The 18,530-nt window shown below is 59.1% G+C and carries 18 protein-coding genes; 13 read left to right on the forward strand and 5 right to left on the reverse strand.

Features of this window, described 5'->3' with window-relative positions:
• Positions 1-75 precede the first annotated feature (75 nt).
• Together HF931_RS06855 and HF931_RS06860 are read left to right on the forward strand one after the other, a co-directional pair.
• Positions 76-1,041, forward strand: coding sequence for an ABC transporter ATP-binding protein (locus HF931_RS06855; protein ID WP_273242650.1), 966 nt, complete (start codon positions 76-78; stop codon positions 1,039-1,041).
• Positions 1,041-2,450: an ABC transporter permease gene (locus HF931_RS06860; RefSeq protein WP_273242652.1), complete on the forward strand. Its 1,410-nt coding sequence runs from the start codon at positions 1,041-1,043 to the stop codon at positions 2,448-2,450. The genes HF931_RS06855 and HF931_RS06860 overlap by 1 nt, the downstream gene beginning before the upstream one ends.
• 78 nt (positions 2,451-2,528) lie before the next feature.
• Here HF931_RS06860 and HF931_RS06865 read toward each other — a convergent pair whose 3' ends face one another.
• Positions 2,529-3,461 carry a helix-turn-helix transcriptional regulator gene (locus HF931_RS06865; protein ID WP_273242654.1) on the reverse strand — a complete coding sequence of 311 codons (933 nt, stop codon included), beginning with the start codon at positions 3,459-3,461 and terminating at the stop codon, positions 2,529-2,531.
• A gap of 440 nt (positions 3,462-3,901) precedes the next feature.
• Between HF931_RS06865 and HF931_RS06870 the strand changes: the two genes are divergently transcribed.
• Positions 3,902-4,660: a DUF4386 domain-containing protein gene (locus HF931_RS06870; RefSeq protein WP_273242655.1), complete on the forward strand. Its 759-nt coding sequence runs from the start codon at positions 3,902-3,904 to the stop codon at positions 4,658-4,660.
• 168 nt (positions 4,661-4,828) lie between these two features.
• On the opposite strand, the gene rpsU is transcribed toward HF931_RS06870, so the two are convergent.
• On the reverse strand, positions 4,829-5,077 hold the full coding sequence (gene rpsU / locus HF931_RS06875) for a 30S ribosomal protein S21 (protein WP_035547306.1): 249 nt from the start codon (positions 5,075-5,077) through the stop codon (positions 4,829-4,831).
• 88 nt (positions 5,078-5,165) lie between these two features.
• On the opposite strand from rpsU, the gene HF931_RS06880 reads away from it, so the two are divergent.
• The 3 genes from HF931_RS06880 (at position 5,166) to HF931_RS06890 (ending at position 6,833) form a co-directional block, all read left to right on the forward strand.
• Positions 5,166-5,801, forward strand: a complete 636-nt coding sequence (locus HF931_RS06880) for a COQ9 family protein (RefSeq protein WP_273012427.1) — start codon at positions 5,166-5,168, stop codon at positions 5,799-5,801.
• Between the two features lie 252 nt (positions 5,802-6,053).
• A complete protein-coding gene (locus tag HF931_RS06885) occupies positions 6,054-6,389 on the forward strand; it encodes a DUF2794 domain-containing protein (RefSeq protein ID WP_035547303.1) in 336 nt (111 codons plus the stop codon).
• A gap of 96 nt (positions 6,390-6,485) precedes the next feature.
• Complete coding sequence (locus HF931_RS06890) at positions 6,486-6,833, forward strand: hypothetical protein (protein ID WP_155841610.1); 348 nt, start codon at positions 6,486-6,488, stop codon at positions 6,831-6,833.
• Position 6,834: 1 nt separating this feature from the next.
• On the opposite strand, the gene HF931_RS06895 is transcribed toward HF931_RS06890, so the two are convergent.
• Positions 6,835-8,496 carry a vWA domain-containing protein gene (locus tag HF931_RS06895; protein WP_273242658.1) on the reverse strand — a complete coding sequence of 554 codons (1,662 nt, stop codon included), beginning with the start codon at positions 8,494-8,496 and terminating at the stop codon, positions 6,835-6,837.
• Positions 8,497-8,590: 94 nt separating this feature from the next.
• On the reverse strand, positions 8,591-10,477 hold the full coding sequence (locus HF931_RS06900; protein ID WP_273242661.1) for a DUF885 domain-containing protein: 1,887 nt from the start codon (positions 10,475-10,477) through the stop codon (positions 8,591-8,593).
• A 105-nt stretch (positions 10,478-10,582) separates the two neighbouring features.
• Here HF931_RS06900 and HF931_RS06905 point away from each other — a divergent pair, with 105 nt between their 5' ends.
• The 7 genes from HF931_RS06905 to HF931_RS06935 all read left to right on the forward strand — a co-directional run bounded on the left by HF931_RS06905 (position 10,583) and on the right by HF931_RS06935 (position 17,773).
• Positions 10,583-11,404, forward strand: a complete 822-nt coding sequence (locus tag HF931_RS06905) for a SapC family protein (protein ID WP_273242663.1) — start codon at positions 10,583-10,585, stop codon at positions 11,402-11,404.
• A gap of 78 nt (positions 11,405-11,482) precedes the next feature.
• Entirely contained in the window at positions 11,483-13,663 is a 2,181-nt protein-coding gene (locus HF931_RS06910) for a protein-disulfide reductase DsbD family protein (protein WP_273242665.1), read from the forward strand.
• A gap of 40 nt (positions 13,664-13,703) precedes the next feature.
• Positions 13,704-14,345 carry a redoxin family protein gene (locus HF931_RS06915; protein WP_241764114.1) on the forward strand — a complete coding sequence of 214 codons (642 nt, stop codon included), beginning with the start codon at positions 13,704-13,706 and terminating at the stop codon, positions 14,343-14,345.
• Between the two features lie 71 nt (positions 14,346-14,416).
• Positions 14,417-14,908 (forward strand): GNAT family N-acetyltransferase, encoded by a 492-nt coding sequence (locus HF931_RS06920; RefSeq protein ID WP_273242667.1) that lies wholly within the window; start codon positions 14,417-14,419, stop codon positions 14,906-14,908.
• Between the two features lie 105 nt (positions 14,909-15,013).
• Positions 15,014-15,685: a nitroreductase gene (locus tag HF931_RS06925; RefSeq protein WP_273242668.1), complete on the forward strand. Its 672-nt coding sequence runs from the start codon at positions 15,014-15,016 to the stop codon at positions 15,683-15,685.
• A 63-nt stretch (positions 15,686-15,748) separates the two neighbouring features.
• Positions 15,749-17,011 carry a DUF4238 domain-containing protein gene (locus tag HF931_RS06930; protein ID WP_273242670.1) on the forward strand — a complete coding sequence of 421 codons (1,263 nt, stop codon included), beginning with the start codon at positions 15,749-15,751 and terminating at the stop codon, positions 17,009-17,011.
• A 51-nt stretch (positions 17,012-17,062) separates the two neighbouring features.
• The gene (locus HF931_RS06935) at positions 17,063-17,773 is read left to right on the forward strand and encodes a hypothetical protein (protein ID WP_273242672.1); all 711 of its coding nucleotides are present in this window, start codon (positions 17,063-17,065) and stop codon (positions 17,771-17,773) included.
• Between the two features lie 203 nt (positions 17,774-17,976).
• Here the strand turns inward: HF931_RS06935 and HF931_RS06940 are convergent, their stop codons facing one another.
• Complete coding sequence (locus HF931_RS06940; protein ID WP_035547277.1) at positions 17,977-18,510, reverse strand: nuclear transport factor 2 family protein; 534 nt, start codon at positions 18,508-18,510, stop codon at positions 17,977-17,979.
• Positions 18,511-18,530 lie beyond the last annotated feature (20 nt).

An 18,530-nucleotide genomic window follows, 5' to 3' on the forward strand; every position in this document is an offset into this window, starting at 1 on the left:
ATCGGACATTTGAAAGTATTGCTTATCGACAATCGAGACGCCCAGAGCCGCTAACTCCACGAGGACGCCCGAACCTTGCCTGCATCCCCGCTGATCATGACTGCCGTCACCAAACGGTTTGGCCAATTCACGGCCGTCGACAATCTGTCGCTGGACGTTCCCGAAGGGCAAATCATCGGATTCCTCGGACCCAACGGCGCAGGCAAGTCTACAAGCCTCCGCATGGGACTGGGCATCATGGAGCCCGATTCCGGCACGGTTGAGCTGTTCGGCAGCGCGCCGAATGTGCAGTCATTGCGCCATGTCGGCTTCCTTCCGGAGGAGCGCGGCCTCTACAAGAAGATGACCGCGCGCGACACAATCAGCCACTTTGCGCGATTGAAGGGCCTGTCGGCATCTGATGCGCGCGCCCGGGCCGATGAGCTACTGGAGGCAACCGGGCTCGGTGAGTTCAGCCGGTCGCGTATCTCCAAACTGTCCAAGGGCATGGCGCAGAAGGTGCAGATCCTGTCGACGCTGGCGCACCGTCCTGATTTTCTGATCCTGGATGAGCCATTTTCCGGGCTGGACCCGGTGAACCAGCAAGCGCTGGAAAATCTCATTCGCGCCGAGCATGACCGCGGGGCGACGATCCTGTTCTCCACACATGTGATGGAGCATGCCGAGCGTCTGTGCGACCGGATTGTGATGATGGCGCGTGGTCGCAAGGTGCTGGATGGTACGCTGAAGGAGGCATTTGCCACGTTGGGGCAGGGCGCCCGCATTTCTGTCGAGCATGGATTTGATCTGGCCGCAGCGCTGTCGCCGAAAGGGTTTGAGGCCATTCGCGCGGCGGATGTCGGTCATGGCGAGACGTGGCGAATTGAGTTGCCACCCGGCCGGGAGGCGCAGGATGCCTTGCGCGCTGCGCTGGAGGCGGGCGCACCCATCACAGGGTTTGCACCTGAAGAGGCGCGATTGCGGGACGTGTTCGTCTCGTTGGTGGGCGAGGCTGATGCGGCCGCGCTCGAAGCGTCACTCGCCGAAGATGAGGTCGCCTGATGCGCAACATATTGCTGATCTTTCGCCGCGATTATCTTGGCTATGTGAAGGCTTGGGGCTTCTGGCTCAGCCTGGCCGCCGTGCCAATGTTCATGATCATAGGCGCCGCGCTCGCCGCCTTCGCTGCGCAGTCTTCTCCTGTTCGCTATTTCGCTGTGATCGAGCCGGGCAGCGTCTATGCCGAAGCGATTGAGGCTGAGTTCCGCGAGCGGGAAATTGCCGAAATTGAGCGAACCAGTGAAATCGCGGAACAATTGGATCTGCCCGTCTTGTCTGAAGCGGATCTCGCTTCGGTGGGGGAGGACGGCACAAGTCCGACTGACCGGAAATTCGTTCAGGTCCCGCCTCCGGCTGATTCCATCGACGGATTGCGGCCATACCTGCTGGGTCAGAAACTTGTTTCCGGCCCGCTTGGAGAAAAGCCGCTCTTTGCAGCCTTCATTCTGACAGAAGATGGCGGCGAGCTGGAATATTGGAGCGATGATGTGAATGTCGACCAGCTTCGCTATCTCGCCCGAAATGCGATGCTGGACCTCGCCCGCAAGGATGCGCTCTCCGAGGCCGGGTTGGGCGAAAACTTTCTGGAACGCGTCGATGAAGCCGCCTTTGACGTCCCCGCCCGGCGTATCCGAACTGTAGAGGAGCAGGACACCACAGGCTCGGAAGTCACGATGGCGGACCGCGCGCCGATGTTCGTTGCAGGCGGGCTTGCTTACTTTCTCTGGCTGATGGTGTTCTCGATCATTCAGTACCTGCTGATGGGCACGATTGAGGAGCGGTCAAACAAGATTTTCGACACGCTGCTGACCTCGGTGAAGTTGCCTGAATTGCTGGCAGGCAAGCTGCTGGCCGTGTTCGCGGTGACCACCACGATGATGCTGTCCTGGGGATTGTTCGCCTTCTCAGGGGCAACGATTGTCTCGACCCAGATTCCCGGTGTCGGCAACGCGATCGCGCCTTTCATCGCGGCGCTCGCCAATCCGGTCATCATCGTGCCCGGTCTGATCAGTTTCGTTCTCGGCTATATCATGTACGGCATGATCTTCATGGCGCTCGGCTCGCTCTGCGACACGATCCAGGAAGCGCAAACGCTGCTCAGCCCGATGATGATCCTGCTCATGCTGCCGATGTTCGCGATCTTCATCGCCTTTCAGGATCCCGGCTCGCCATTGATCGACATCGCCTCATGGATCCCGTTCTTCACGCCCTTCCTGCTGATCCTGCGCATGCCACATGATCCGCCGCTTTGGGAAGTGCTGGCCCAGATGGGCCTGATGGCCGGGTTCGCCCTGCTCATCCTGTGGCTGTCCACAAAGGTCTATCGTGCAGGCGCCGTCCACGGCGCCGGCATCGGCGATATGGGCGGAATGCTGAAACGGATGATCGGCCTGAAAGGGAAAGCGGCCTAGGGCGAAGTCCACACTCTGGGGCAGAGGCGGACATGGACGTAGACTGGAAACATGATCAGACGACTCCCGGAGGGACCATTAGCCTGCAATTGCGGACTGGCGGTTTCGGTATTCACTCGGCGGCATTCCAAAGAGCCTCTTGAAGGCGCTATTGAAGGTCGATCGAGAATTGAAGCCGACATCGTAGGCAATATTCAGGATATTGGTGTCCGTATCCTCCAACAGGCTCGCGGCCTCTTTTAACCTGTATCCATTCACAAAATCGTAGAAATTTGTCCGAAGATGCTGAGAAAAGGTCTCGGAGATATAATTCTCCTTAATCGATGTTTCATCCGACAGTCGACGTAAGGAAAGACCGCTCTCTTTATAGAGGTGTTGGCCAATCATCGCGGCGTCGAGCTTTCTGGTGATTCTGGTCATGTGGTCTTCGGTAAGAATGGGCTGCCGATCCGCGCCAGTGTCTGCGTGTTCTGTCTCGTCGTCATAAATTGCAGGCTGATTGAGCGCAATGTGAGCAAAAGCACTAAACGCGACCGCCTCGAAAACAGCCGATATGGCTCCCGTACCGACGGGCGAAACGCCAGCCAGCCAAAGTGCATCTGTAAACACAAATGCAATCCATCCAAGCGCCCAGGCGGCCAACAACATTTTGAGCCAATCCAGAGACCGTTTTTCTAGATTCGAGTACACCCGTTTGACGTTCACTTTGTGCGTGAATTGAAGTCGCAGCGCGCCAATCAGATAAATCGCCGTGAACACCGAGAACACGACGATTGCGGCAGCGCGCGTAGTTAATGCGAGCAAGAACAAGTCGGGATCGCGGGTCACAGGGTTGGCGAGGGCGAGCTTGTCCGGAGCTGAAACCTGAGAAAAGGGCAGCATTATCAGCACGACCAGAAGGGGGCCGCTCAAAACCCACCAGTCGGACCCAGCAAATCGACGTGGCTTTCGGGCCTTCATCGCGCGGACATAGAAATACAGAGCAGGCCCTAGCAGGGTGACAAATGGCAATTCAGCCCCGGCGAGGTGTGGGGCCCATTCGAAGAGCCGGGTTGAGATGGCCAATTGACCTGCAACATGAATGAGAAGCAGTGCAAAGACACAGATCAATGATCGGACTTGGTCGACGCGGCGATCGTCGGAGGTTGCTATTTGGACGATCGCGAAAACCGCAATTCCAGCCATGGCAGAATACATGACGGTGATGATGTTGGCGGACATCCTGGAACTCTCGCGCGCTCAGGCTTGCAGCGGGCATATTTGAAAAGGAATGCTTTGGCACGGTGAAAATCGAACTGCATCGATTTGAATTTCGCCAAGAATTGCGTCGTGCGAACCAGTTCCGGGCCGCGGCAAGGGGCCAAACAATGTCCGGTTTGGCCCAGTCGGACGCCAAGCTGACGAAAATCTAATTGATCACCGACATTGTGAACCAACAAAAGGACTTATCGATGCAGACCGCTTTTTTCGGCAAATCTTCTGTGCAAGCCATGGCGCGCGTTTCGGGTTTTGCCTATCTCGCTTATTCCATACTTGGACTGTTTATCACTCTGGGACCAACCCACCACATCTGGAATGATATTACCGCTTCAACAATGACAGCCTATTCGGAGTCAGACGTTTTCTTGTTCCGGACCGGACTGTTGGCGGAAACGGGCATGTATCTTTTCGTGATCGTATCCGCCGCAGCAATGTACTCGTATTTACGTCATGTCGGTCCGGGGCTCGCCGCGATTGGCGGTTATTGCCGCCTGGCGGAGAGTATCATTGGCGTAGCATTCATCATCTTTGCTTATGCAGCATTGGCCGTCCTGACGCGTCCGGAGTTGATCGTAGATATGTCGGATGACACGAGATACGCTCTGTTGCGCCTCTTTCGCCACTTGAAGGGATACAGCATCTACTTCCTGCTGATCATCATGTCCGCGGGAGCGCTGTCTTACTATGTCCTGTTCTTCAAATCCCGGTTCATTCCGCGATGGCTGTCCGCGTGGGGCATTTTCACCTACGCTGCAGTCGGTCTCGGCGCGGTTACGATCATTCTGTTCCCGGCGATGACGAGATGGATCATGTTTGTGTTCTTGCCGGGTGCCGCGTTTGAGTTCGTGGTGGGATTTTGGCTGCTCTTCAGAGGTATCGACATGCCGGCATGGGACCGAATTCAGAGCGAAACTCCAATGAAAGCAAGCGGAGAGAAGCTGACGACTTAGTCAACTCCACAGGCGATCAACGAGCGGCGGATGGATTGCCTTAATCGGCATGCGCACGGGCGCTCGTTTTCACGGCTCAGACGCCGAAAGCGGTCGCCCCAATAGAAAAAGCCCTGCCAGCGCGAACTGGCAGGGCTTTTATGGAAACCGGTTATCCGGAAGCCGGGTCTATACCAGACCTTCGCGCTGGGCGCGCTTGCGAGCCAGTTTGCGGGCGCGGCGAACCGCTTCAGCGCGCTGACGGGCTTTCTTCTCGGATGGCTTTTCGAAGTACTGACGGGCCTTCATTTCCCGGAACATGCCTTCGCGCTGCATCTTTTTCTTCAGTGCGCGCAGAGCCTGCTCGACATTGTTATCGCGGACGACGATCTGTACGATTGTTCTTCTCCATTCGTTGGGGGCGTCGCCCCGATGCATTTCGGTTGAGGCCTACAGACCTCGGAAGCGGCGCCTATATCACGGGTCCGGCCCATTGGCCAAGCCCTTAAAGCCATGAGGTTCAGTTATGTCATCAACGCCGTCCGAAACACTACGGTTCCGCTGGCTGGATGCCCTGTTGCCCGATGTCCCGTTTGATGGCTGGACGGACGCCGCCGCCGAGGCCGCGGCTCAGCGTGCTGGCCTCAGCGAGGGCGAGCAGGCGTTGGCCGCGCCAAATGGCATCTCAGACCTGATTGACGCCTTTTTCGAGCGAGCAGGGCAGGCGTCGCGCGCAACGCTGGCGGCGGAGGATCATTCGGCTCTGAACACACCGGGCCGGGTCAAGGCCGGGGTGAAGGCGTGGCTTGCCGCGCTGGAGCCAGACCGCGAAGCCGTAAGGCGGGCCGCGGTGCGTGGCCTGTTGCCGTGGGGCGCATTGCCAGCGGCGCAGCGTACCTGGCGCGTGGCAGATATGGTCTGGGAAGAGGCTGGCGACACGGCAGAAGACTATAATCGCTATTCCAAGCGGGGCCTTTTGGCTGCCGTGATTCCGCCCATCGTCATGTACTGGCTGGATCAGCCATCGGACGAGGATCTCGACGCCTACATTGATCGCCGCCTGAAACTGGCCTCAGGCATCGGGCGGAATATCGGTCGTTTCGCCAAGCCATTGCTTGACGCCTTGCCCGTCTCGCGGCCCAATAGGTCCAGAAACGCGTAGCTGAGATGGCAGTGAAGGATGAGATGTCGGACAGAGGCTGAACAAACGCCCCAGGGGGCTGGGGGGGCTGATGGGTCCGGGGTGTCTGCTGAACACCTCCGCCCGACAATTAGAAGATGATTGTCGTCGGGGGCGGACGCAAGGCGGAAACATGGCAAATCTGCCTAAATCGGGCGGGATTTCCATTAAATTGCGTTTAGGCGAGCTTACCGGCCACCTTTTCGCGTCACAGGAGAAACCAGAAAGGGAAAAATGGCAGAAAATACCCACCGGATTTCACCGCCGGAACCGCGAATCGCTTTCCACAAGACAGAGCTTCAACCGATTCTCGATGTCTATGGCCGTCTCGTCATGGCGGGGGAAGCAAGAGACTATGCAATCGGAATGCACAAGGATGTCGCGATCTTTGCCATTTTCAGGCGACACGCCGAAAACCCCACCTGGCGCATCGAAAAACAGCCCCATCTGGCCAATATGCAGGGCCAATATGTCGTCTACGGACAGGCCGGACAGGTTCTGCGGCGAGGGCGTGAATTGGCGCAGGTGCTGAAAGTGTTCGACCGTAGCCGCTTTCGCGTCATCGATTGAATTCGACCGAATACGTTAATGCGCTGTTAACTAAAAATTTCTTGCGGAACGTTTTGGAACATTATAGGAACATGCTCATTGGAACGGAGCATGAACATGGGTATCGACGTAAGGTTTCGGGGACGGTCAGGCAAAGCTTGGGATTTCAAACGGGTTCCCCTAGATGCGCCTTGGGCGCGCACGGCGGGCGTGGCAATCTTCGCAGCGCCCGACACATATGGATGGCGCATCATCCGCACGATTGAGCTGTCCGGTAAGCCGAATGACGTTCAGCCGATCTGGGCATTGGCCGATGCCGAGCGCTATGGCGCGCGGGCGGTATTCCTGGCGACGGAGTTTGATGCCAGAACGCGCCGCGTAATGGTCGATGATATTGAGGCCGGCTTCAGCCCGGTCTGCATGTCGGATCGCAGCCGGGCCGAAGACGCGCCAATCGCAGCTTGATCTATTCTTCCTGACTCTGCTGGCGCAGGGCGGCCTGAGCCTCTGCCGTCTCTGCCAGCCGGGTCAGCTGTACAAACTCTGCGCGATACCCGAATTCGTCAGGGCCCTTGGCGCCATTCGCCAGGTTTCGGATACTCTCCCAGCCGAATCCGGTGCCGAGGGCCTCACCACCTTTAAGCATTTCACCATAGCCCGCGACGGCCGTCGCAAAGCGCGCCCATTGCGGGGCGTCCTCCACATTGTCCACGCGATCTGATCCCGTGACTGCGCGCTCCAGCAAGGTAGAGGTATCCTCACCCGGTGCCTTGTAGCGCAGCTTCACATAGGCGTACTCGCCGGACGGCTCAGCCTTGCTCGTATCATTGTCGCCGTAGCGGAGAGGATCGATCTGAGTCGCGTCGGAGCCGACAGGCGTGATCTCATAGATCGCCGTCACACTGGTGCCTGCGCCAATATCGCCAGCATCCACCTTGTCATTGCTGAAGTCCTCACGGTCCAGCAGGCGCGTTTCGTATCCGATCAGACGATATTCGGCGACGCGGGCGGGATTGAACTCGACCTGGATTTTCACGTCATCCGCAATCGGAAAGATGTTTCCGGACAGATCGTCGGCCAGAACTTTCCGGGCTTCGCTCAAGGTATCGATATAGGCTGCCGTGCCGTTACCGGTCTGGGCAATCTTCTGCATCATTGCATCATTGTAGTTGCCGCGTCCGAAACCGAGCACAGACAGGTAGATGCCTGTCTCGCGCTTGCGGGAGACGAAATCTTCCAGCTGTTCCGGGTCGGAAATGCCGACATTGAAGTCGCCATCGGTCAGCAGCATCACCCGGTTGACCGCATCTTCCTTCAGGCCCTGTTCGGCGAGGGAATAAGCAAGGCGCAGCCCTTCGCCGCCAGCAGTTGATCCGCCCGCGCGCAATTCTTCCAGCGCCGCCACGATCTTGCGTTTTTCGCTAACTTGTGTTGGCGCCAGGATCTCACCGGCCGCGCCCGCATATACCACGATCGCAATTGTGTCGGTTGGCTCCATCTCTTCCAGCATCAGCTTGATGGCCTGCTTTGCCAGGGGCAGCTTGTCGTCAGAGAACATGGACCCGGACACATCCATCAGGAGCGTCAAATTGATTGGTGGGCGCGCATCGCGGTCAATGTCGCGGCCCTGAATGCCGATCTGCATCAGCTCACGCCCTTCGGCGAAGGGTGAGGGCATGAGGTTCACCTGCGTGGAGAATGGCGCTTCGCCTTCTGCCGGTTGCGGATAGGTGTAGTCGAAATAATTGATCAATTCCTCGATGCGCACCGCGTCTTTTGGGGGCAATACGCCATCTTCAAGAAAGCGGCGAACATTCGCGTAGGATGCGGTGTCGACATCGATTGAAAAGGTCGAAACGGGTTCCTCGCTGACCAGTTTGACAGGGTTCGGATCAACATCCTCGTACTTGTCACGGAATTCCGGCTCTGGCTGCACCATGATCGGAGAAGGTGCACCCGCCATTTTGGCAAAGCCCACCGGCGCTTCCATCGCGGCCACAGCAGGGGGAGGGGGCGGCGGCGGAGGCGGTGGGGGCGCCACAGTGTCCTCGGCCATGTCTTGTGACGTACAAGCCGCCAATACAGCGATTGCGGCCACTCCGGCCAGAATTTTTCCGCGCATTTGCATGATTGTCCCTCCTCATTGCGTCCTGCTGATGACAGAATGGTAAGCCGGTCATGGCGTCAATAAGGCAAAGCCCGGATACTTTGAGGCAACGGGTCTATTGGTCGGCGTTCAGTTTTGCGATGTACCAGCGTTCGACATCATCTTCGAGCAGGGCAAGCGGGCGTGGGCCGCCGCTCAGCACCACATCGTGGAATTCGCGCAGGCTGAAATCATCACCCAGCACCATCTGTGACCGGGTGCGCAAGTCCAGCATCCGTTTCGCGCCGACCCAATAGGCTGCGGCCTGGCCGGGCCAAACAGCATAACGGTCGACCTCGTGTGCCATCGCTTCCCGGGACTGTCCGGTTGTCTCGGCCAGATAGACAATCGCATCCTCGCGTGACCAGTGATAGCGGTGCATTCCGGTATCTGCCACCAGTCGGGCCGCGCGAAACAACATGGCTTGCAGGAAGCCAATCCGTCCAAGCGGATCGTCTGCATACAGGCCCATATCCTGAGACAGAATTTCTCCGTAGACGGCCCAGCCTTCGCCATAGGCCACATTCCATACCATCTGTCGGATCAGGGGCAGGTTGGCGGATTCCGCCGTCAGCGCACTTTCCAGATGATGCCCCGGAATGGTTTCATGGAAGACCAGCGTGGGCAGCATGAAGTCTGGCCAGTCGCTGATGTTGGACAGGTTGATCTCAAATTGCGCGGGCGCAGAGCCATTCGCTGGAGCCGCGCTGTAATAGGCAGACGGCGCGGACGCTTCGAGAAATTCCGGCACCGCGCGAATGGTCACGCCCGTTCCCGGCATGGCGGGCATGACATCCGCCATGATTGTTTCGGCCCTGCGCATATGATCCCGCATCCTTGTGAGCAGCGCCTCGCGGCCTTCCGGCGTGTCTTCGTAGAGCTGACCTTCCTGTTGGGCCAGCAATTCCAGCCGTTCTGCTAATGTGCCCTCGACCAACTCCTGCGCCTCAAGCGCCGCCATCAGTTCGTCCGTCAACCGCTCTACTTCAAGCAGCCCTTGAGCGTGCAATGCTTCAGGCGTGATGCCTTCATCCGTGTAGGCGGCAAGCGCGGTATCATAATAGGCGTCGCCGTCTGGCAATCGCCAGATGCCGGGCTCCTCCGGCGCGTCTGCCTTCAGCGTTTCAAGCGCTTCGGCAAACTCCGCATAAGCGGGCAGCACGTCCTCCCGCATCAGCGTTTCAACCTGCTGCGCCAGTTCCGTTTCGTCCTCAAGGCTCAGATCGTCCGGCCCGGCCACCAGATTGTTGAACGTGGTGACAAGCAAATGTGTCTCGGCGGGGCCGGCCCCAATCGTTTCTGCAAGGGTCTGCATCCGGTCCAGCACGAAAACGGGCGGCACGATTCCGGCCCGGGCGTCTGCCTGCAGGCGGCGGCGTTCATCCTGCAATGCGCCGGGCAATTGGGACAGGCGAGTGACGTAGTCGCGGGCATCCTGGGCCGTGTTGAATGGGTGTGCCCCGGTCAGCAAGTCTGGCACATCGATATAGGCACCGCGCATATGGTCTGCGACATAGGGAAAGGCCTGGCCCAGCCCCGTCTGGCCGTGCCCCGATACGAACAGCGACTCTGCCGTGCGGTAGGCCTGGGTTACGGTGATCAGGTGTCGAGATTGGGTGCCGCCCTCGGCCGGTCGGGGGGCGGCGAGCAGGGCCTCCAGCGTTTCCAGCCGCTTGACCCGCATCCGCTCATAGGCCGCCTGAGAACGATCCGTGAGATAGGCATTGAAGCGGTATCCGGTCGAGGATTCGGTGAGGCCGAGTCGTGTCGCCAGTTCAGGATCATCAGCCAACTCGTTGCGGGCGATGGACGTGAGCAACTCATCCACTTCGCGGGCGATCCTGCGCGGCGTGCCGGAATCGTCGACGGCAGGCGCGCACGCCGTCAGGAAGGCAGCGATTGCAACGCCACCAAGTGCAGTGCGTGCAACAGTCCGGATCGTCAGTGCAGATGGGAAAAACATTCGAGAAACATGACCTTTTTCTGACTGTAGTTCGCCCTGATTCGGGTGTTGTGACACAAGCCTATTTCCGGTAACGATCCGTCAACAATTTCGGGAGTCTCCAACGTGAACACAACACCTGCAAACCCGCCAGTCGGCGGTCAGCCAAGCCTCACCGGTAATGTCATGTTCTACAAGCAGCCTCAGCCGCTGTCTGCTGAAGCGCATGCGGGCCTGGGCGTCAAACAAATCGAACAGCCTTTCGCCTTCTTGCGGGAATCCCACGCTGTTCCTGTCACCGTATCGGAATTTGGCCGTGCCGCCAGCTTCTTTCCACTGATCTTTGTCGGCGATGACCGTACTCCTGTCGCTGTGATGGGTATTCGTCAGGGCCAGAATTTGTTCGTTGATGACAAGGGCTTCGTTGCTGACGACCATTACGTTCCGGCATTCGTGCGCCGTTACCCGTTCGTGTTCGCGGCTGATGAAGGCTCTGACCGCCTGATCTTGTGTGTCGACCGCTCCGCGCCGATGGTGACCAACCAGCCGGAAGTGCCGTTCTTCGAAAATGGCCAGCCAAGCAAGTTCACGAATGACGCGATTGAATTCTGTAAGGAATTCGAGCGCCAGCGTCAGGCCACCGCGGAATTCGGCAAGATCCTGGGTGATCTTGACCTGTTCGAGCAGAAGACCGTTTCCTTCCAGCCGCGCGACGCGCAGGGCAACGAAATGGGCGCTCAACAGAAAATCGCCGATTACTGGGCAGTTTCCGAGGAAAAACTCAACGCGCTGCCAGCCGAGAAATTCATCGAGCTGCGTGACAATGGTGCGCTCGGTGCGATCTACGCGCACCTGATCTCGCTGATGAACTGGCAGAACGTGATCCAGCGCGCTGTCCGCATCCAGTCTGCTGCTCAGGCTCAGCCGGCTGCTGCACCGGTCAACTAAGACCTGTCAGGCATGCAATTCGAAAGGCGGTTCCGCTCTGGCGGAGCCGCCTTTTTTGTGGGCGCTTCACAGCTCACCATGTCATCACGATTCGGCGAGGCCCTTCATCCCACGGCAAATAGCGGGCATATGGGCGAGCTTGTAATCAACTTGCCTCAAGGTTTCCGCATGCTTCGAGCGTTCTTCCTGTCTTTTGTCGCCCTGTTCATGGCGTATGTGCCAAGCGCCAATGCGCAGGCTGTGGATGGTGGCCGCGCCCTGGTCGAACTGATCGCAGAGCGGGAAAGCGTCGAGCCGGGCGATACGCTCTATGTCGCGTTGAAAATGGATCTTGATGAGGGCTGGCACGTCTATTGGCGCAATGCGGGCGATGCCGGCCTGCCGCCGCTCGTCGACGTGCTGGATGGCAGCTCGATTTCAGATGAACATCTTGGCGACTTTGTCTGGCCCATTCCACACCTGCTTCCAGTGGTGGAGGGGGAGATCATGGATTATGGCTATGATGACCGCCTGGTCCTGCCATTTCCCCTGACCGTTCCGGCCGACGCCGAGGGCAGCGTCCAGCTCAACCTTCTGGCCGATTATCTGATTTGCGAGGAAATCTGTATTCCGGAGACGGCAGAAGTCAGTCTCACTCTGCCAGTGGGCGGCAGTGATCCGCATGTCGAACATGGCACCCTGATTGGCGAATGGGTGGCCAAGGCTCCGCGTGACTTCGACGGGGAGGCCCGCATCCACACCGCGAGCGCGCCGTGGAAACTCAGCCTGAAAACGGATGGTGGATTTGAAGAGAATGCCGACATCCGCTTCTATCCGTTTGCGCATGAAATCAGCCACCCCGCCGACCAACCGCTCAGCTTTGGCAGAGACGGCGCAACGCTCAGCCTGACGCCAGCGGATGCCAGTCTCGATGGAACGCTTGATGGCATCATCGTGGTAGAGACCAAGGACGGCGAGCGCACCGGCTACACGATTTTTGCGGAGCAGGGGGAGGTGTTCGAGAATACGGCCGGAATTGCCGCGCGGCCTGCATATTCAGGTGGCGGAAAAAGCCTGATTGGTCTGGCCCTTGCGGCAGTGATCGGTGGACTGATCCTCAATCTGATGCCGTGTGTGTTGCCGGTCCTGTCGATCAAGGCGATGGGCATGGTCCATGCCGTCTCTTCGGGCCATCAGAGTGAAGTGCGCAGTCATGGCCTCTGGTACACAGCAGGCGTGTTGCTGTCGTTCGCAGCACTCGCTGCGGCGATCATCGCCATCCGGGAGGCAACCGGTACGGCCAATCTGGGCTTCCAGCTGCAGAACGGCCCGACCGTGGCCGTCCTGACCCTGATCATGTTCGTGATCGGGCTCTGGTTGCTCGGAATGTTCGAGCTCGGCACGTCCATTCAGAATACGGGCAACAGCCTGGCCTCGCGCAGCGGCTCCATGGGTGCATTCTTTACCGGCGTTCTGGCGGCCATTGTTGGTGCGCCCTGCATCGGGCCGTTCCTCGGCGCAGCGCTGGGTGCAGTGCTGGACCGGCCGGCGCTGTCGGTGATGGTCGTCTTTCTGGCAATGGGCTTCGGCCTGGCGCTACCATACCTGGTGCTCAGCTTCGTGCCGGGCCTGTCGCGCCTGTTGCCAAAGCCTGGCCGCTGGATGGAGACGCTGAAACAATTCTTCGCCTTCCCGATGTTCCTGACGGCGGCAGCGCTGCTCTGGACCCTCGGCGCGGTGTCCGGCCCGGCAGCCGTGGCCTGGACCGTGGCGGGCGGTACATTGATCGCATTCGGAATATGGCTTACAAAGCGCGGCGGCGGGGCGGTTGCGAAATCCCTCGCGGCCCTCGCCGTGGTCGGCGGCATGGTCTATCCGGCGCTGACCGCGAACTCCTCTACCGCAGCGGGGCAGGGCAACGCGCAATATGCCGAGAAGTATGAGACCGAGGACTGGAGTCCGGAGCGCATCGCAGAACTCACCGCAGAGGGCCGGCCGATCTTCGTGGACTTCACCGCCACCTGGTGCGCCACTTGCCAGCTGAACAAGGCAACCACGCTGAAATCAAAGCCGGTGCAGGAGGCCTTCGCCGCCAATGACGTGGCCTTCCTCGTGGCGGATTTCACCCGCAAGGACCCGGTTATCGCCGAGGAGCTGAAGCGCCGCCAGCGCGCGGGCGTGCCGATGTATCTCTGGTATCCGGCCGGCGCGACGGAGCCTGAAATCCTGCCGGAGATCCTGTCTCAAAAGCTTGTGATTGGACTTGTGACCGCGGAGTGATCATGATCCCTCCAACCCACCCCAATGGAGGATTCCCATCATGATGAGCCGTCGCAATTTCTCGCTTGCCGCTGGCATGGCCGCCGCCGTGGCTCTGACCGCAGGGGCCCTGATCGCCTCCACCGCGCAGGCCGCGCCGGACGATGCCACCACGCTCGCGCCAGACTTCACCGGCGTGACCGCCACGGGCGAGACGGTGTCCCTGTCCGATTTCGCCGGTCAGACCGTGGTGCTTGAATGGACCAATGATGGCTGCCCCTTTGTGAAGAAGCATTATGCCGTGCCACCGGCCAACATGCAGGGCCTGCAGACCGATGCGTCTGAAAGCGACGTTGTCTGGCTGTCCATCGTCTCCTCCGCCCCCGGCAAGCAGGGCCACCGCACGGGCGCCGAACTGCTCGACATGAATGAGGGCCGCGGCGCGACGCCTGCCCATGTCATCATTGACGAGAGCGGCGACATTGGCCGTCTCTACAAGGCCAAGACCACGCCGCACATGTTCGTTATCACTGCCGAGGGCGAGATTGCCTATCAGGGCGCGATTGACGACACGCCATCGGCCCGCGTCTCGGACATCGAAACCTCCACCAATTACGTCTCTGCCGCCATGCAGAGCGTTGCCGCGGGCGAGCCGGTCGAAGTGGCCAGCTCCAAGCCCTATGGCTGTTCGGTAAAATACTAGCTGCGCCCAATCGGGCACATGAAGAAACTGTCGCTTGAACTCGGCGGCAATGCGCCCTAGACGCGCTCGCCATGCTTCAGATTGTGCCCGAAACGCCCGAACTCCACGCCGATGCGATCGAAGACCTCTTCGCGCGCACCTTTGGCTCGGGCCATTTTGCCAAGACGGCCGAGCGGCTGCGGGAATATTCCCGCTCTCTGCCAGAGATCAACCGCGTCGCCGTGCTGGACGGCAAGGTGATCGCTGTTTGCCGTGTCTGGCCCCTGAAGATTGGCCCAAACGCTGACCGCGCCCTGTTCTATGGCCCGGTCGCCGTCGGCCCCTCCCACCGGGGCAGCCGCCTTGGCCTGACCGTCACGGGCGAAGCGCTGGAGGCGGGCAAGGCCGCAGGCTGGCCAGCTGCCGTGCTGATCGGCGCGCCGGCCTATTTCGGCGAGATCGGCTTCACCGTCACCCCGAAGAACCAGCTTCTCTTCCCCGGCCCGCAGGACCAGGCCCGTGTCATGGTGAAAGACCTCGCCGGAGACGCCAGCCAGCTCGCCGGCCTCGTCACGGCGGCGTGATCTGATGCGCCGCATCGCGGGCTTCTCTGACGCAAGGGCAGGGGGGCTAGCGTCCGGCCATAAAGGTAATAGCCACCAGGAACTGAGCAGGGAGGGCCACCGGCCATGGAATTCGATGAGGTCATCAAGACGCGGCGCAGCATTCGCGGATATCTCGACAAGCCGGTGCCGAAGGCGCTGATCCGCGAAATCCTCGAAATCGCCATGCGCGCGCCCACCTCGATGAATTCCCAGCCCTGGAACTTCTACGTCGTCGCGGGCGAAGTGCTGGACCGTATCCGCAAGGGCAATGTTGAGCGCAACGTTGCCGGCGTGCCAGACAGCCGCGAGTTTCGCATGGGCCCGCCCTATGCCGGGGTGCACCGGGATCGTCAGGTAGAGATCGCCGTCCAGTTATTCCAGGCGATGGGCATTGAGCGCGATGACAAGGAAAAGCGCATGGACTGGGTGCTGCGCGGCTTCCGCCAGTTCGACGCGCCGGTCTCCATTGTCATCACCTATGACAAGGCGCTGGCGGGCGGAGACATCCCGCCCTTTGATTGCGGCGGCGTGGTCAATTGCATCGTCAACACGGCCTGGTCGCGCGGGCTCGGCTGCGTGATCAATTCGCAGGGCATCATGCAAAGCCCCGTCGTGCGCGAAGAGGCCGGCATCCCGGATGATCAGGTGATCCAGACCTGCGTCGCCATGGGCTGGCCCGACGACACCTTCCCCGCAAACGCCGTTGTCTCAAAACGAAAATCCGTAGACGAAGCAGCAGTGTTTCGGGGGTTTTAGGGGAATAGCTAATCCCAAGAGGAAATTCTTGAAATTGAGAGCGACTGTTCCCTTATAAGTTGCATGAGTAATAGTTACAAGCACAATCACTATGTACCGGAGTGGTACCAAAAGCGGTTTTTGGAAGTTGGGAAAGACAAGTTCTACTACTTGGACCTAGACCCGGAAACGATCGTAAATAATGGTCACGCTTATAAACGCCGTTCTCTGTTGAGATGGGCTCCGTCCCAGTGCTTTGCTCAAGACGATTTGTACACAACTAGACTTGGCGAAATAGAAAACAGAGACATCGAAAAGTTCTTCTTTGGCCAGTTGGATACGTTAGCGCCAAAGGCCGTCCACCATTTCGCGAACTTCGAGTTTGGAGGGAAAAGTGAAAAGGCGTTCCACAATATTCTACGCTATATGAGTGTGCAAAAGTTGCGTACCCCAAAAGGGTTGGCGTGGCTGCGAAACGTCTTCAATGTCGCTGAGCACAATACCACACTCTATTATTTGCAGAAGTGGCAGAACCTATTTTGTGCTACGTGGACAGAGTGTGTTTGGCAGATAGCCGATGCATCCAAATCTTCAGTGAAGTTTATAATTTCCGATCACCCAGTTGTTGCCTATAGTCGAGAATGCTTTCCGAACTCGAAATATTGCATCGGCGACAACGATCCCGACATTCGATACGTATCGACGCATACGTATTTTCCATTGTCACTAGAGAAGATTCTGATCTTAACAAACTTGTCTTGGGTGCGGGATCCTTACCAAAATCCTCTAAAAGTGCGTCCCAACCCAGACATGATTCGACCGTCTATGTTTCATTTTATGGGAATTCAGCACGAGCGATACTTAAGCGAAGAAGAGGTAATGGAGATAAACTATATCACTAAAAGGCGCGCGAGACGCTTTATCGCTTCGTCCAAAGAAGAGTGGTTGTACCCAGAACACCATCTCCGTTCGACAAACTGGAGAAAGCTTGGGGATGGTTATCTGCTGATGCCAGACCCCCGACACATTAATGCCGGGGGTGAAATCATAATTGGATACAACGATGGTACAAGCGAGGCATTCAGTGAGTATGGTCATCGTCCATGGCAGAGAGGATACAAGGACTCCCGAAGAAATGATCGGGAATGGAAATCGATGGAGAAGTTCAAAGCGGAATGGTCGGCTATGTTTGGTCCCAGTTATCGCGGGGTAGTTTATGATCACGGACCAAGGGGAACCCGATACAAAGTGGGTGACAAGTACCATGCGAAAGAGTGTGAGCTGGACGCCCAAATTTTTAAGCAGCCTGGAGAGAGGTCTCGGCGGCGAAAGCTTCGACGGAAGTAATAGCAATGTCGGGCGCCAGCCAATGAACGTTCAAGGAAAATAGCATACCGCTTGATAGTTTTCACTTTCCCAATCCGTCTGATAAAGTCCGCCCCTAGACTTTCTCGCATGAACGGGATGCAGGCATTTGTGGAGCAGGGGCTGGCGGCGGCGCGGACGGCGTTGCTGGGGGTGCGGGCAGAGGCCGGGCTGCATCTGGAGCCGAAACACGTCACCAAATGCCTGCGCGCCAGGGTGCGCAGCCGCCTGAAAGCCATTGAAACCATTGTCCGGCGGCTGATCACCTTGATGGCCAGCGCGCTGGAAATTGCGCCGACCGCGCTCGCTGCGCGCGGGCAGGGCGCCCCCGCCGCGCAGCCGGATAGCTTGCCGGATGGCGTGGAAGACGTGACCGACAGTTTCGTGGGCCTTCAGCCGCCCGCCTTTCGCCTGCGCCTCACCGGGCGGGCGGTGTCCGGCCTGATAGACTGGCACCAGGTGTTTGCTGGGTCGGCCAGCGCGTCGGTCCAGCCCTCCGGCCCGGTGCTTGCCGCGCCGCTGATTGCACAGATCGTGGCGCTGCACCGTGTGCTGAAACATCCCGACCGCGCCGCCAAACGGCTCGCGCGGCATCTGGCCGGGCTGAAGGCAAGGCGGCAGCCGCGCCCGATCTGCCCGCCCAGTCCGGAGGATTTCCGCCTCGGCGCAGAGCTGGGCAGCGTCTCCACCGCCTTGCCGAGCCTGCTGACCCGCGCGCTGGCCGACTGGCCGGACTCGTCCTGAGCTTTCCGTAGAATTTCGTCTGATTGCCGGGGCGCTATCCGCGTCTCCGGTCGCTCGCGCAGGCGGCGGGCTCCGCTCTCCTTCGACTTCGCTCTCCTTCGACTTCGCTCAGGATGAGCTAATCTCTTGAGGCGATGTTTTCCTTATTCACCGACTCATCCTGAGCGAAGTCGAAGGATGAAGCGATCAGGAAACCAGCGACCCTACTTCCCCTCAAAGAAGGAATAGACCGCATCTTCCGGATGGCTCGCGCCAATTGGCGTGCGCGGGCCGAAGCGCTCGGCCTCGCTGCCCGGCGGCAGCGGCATTTCCTCGGTCCAGTCGAACACGACCAGCCGGTTCAGGATGCGCCATTCGCCGTCGCGCTTCACGAACCAGTCGAGATAGCGGCCCTTCATATCCCATTGTTGCATCTGCCGGTCCGCGCCCGGCTGGCGCTGGAAGGCAGAGAAATAGCTCTCCACCGCTGCGCCGCCCTCGCGGAATTCGATCAGGATATTGTGGATCTGGTGAATGCCGCGCTCGATATAGGGAAGGGTCTTCATCGCCCAGTCAACAAAGCCGGATGCGCTGCCCTGATACGGCCCATGATGGTCCGTGCCATCGGGCCAATAGGCAGAGCGGAGCATCGCCTCATCGGCCCGGTCAATGCCGCGCGCATAGCGAAACAGGCAATCGCGAATCGCCTCGCGCGCCCATAATTCCTCGATCTTCTGTTCCAGCGTCAGCTCGGCCATCTTGGCGCTCCCATTGTTCC

Source organism: Hyphomonas atlantica corrig. (assembly GCF_017795365.1).
Lineage (GTDB): Bacteria > Pseudomonadota > Alphaproteobacteria > Caulobacterales > Hyphomonadaceae > Hyphomonas > Hyphomonas atlantica.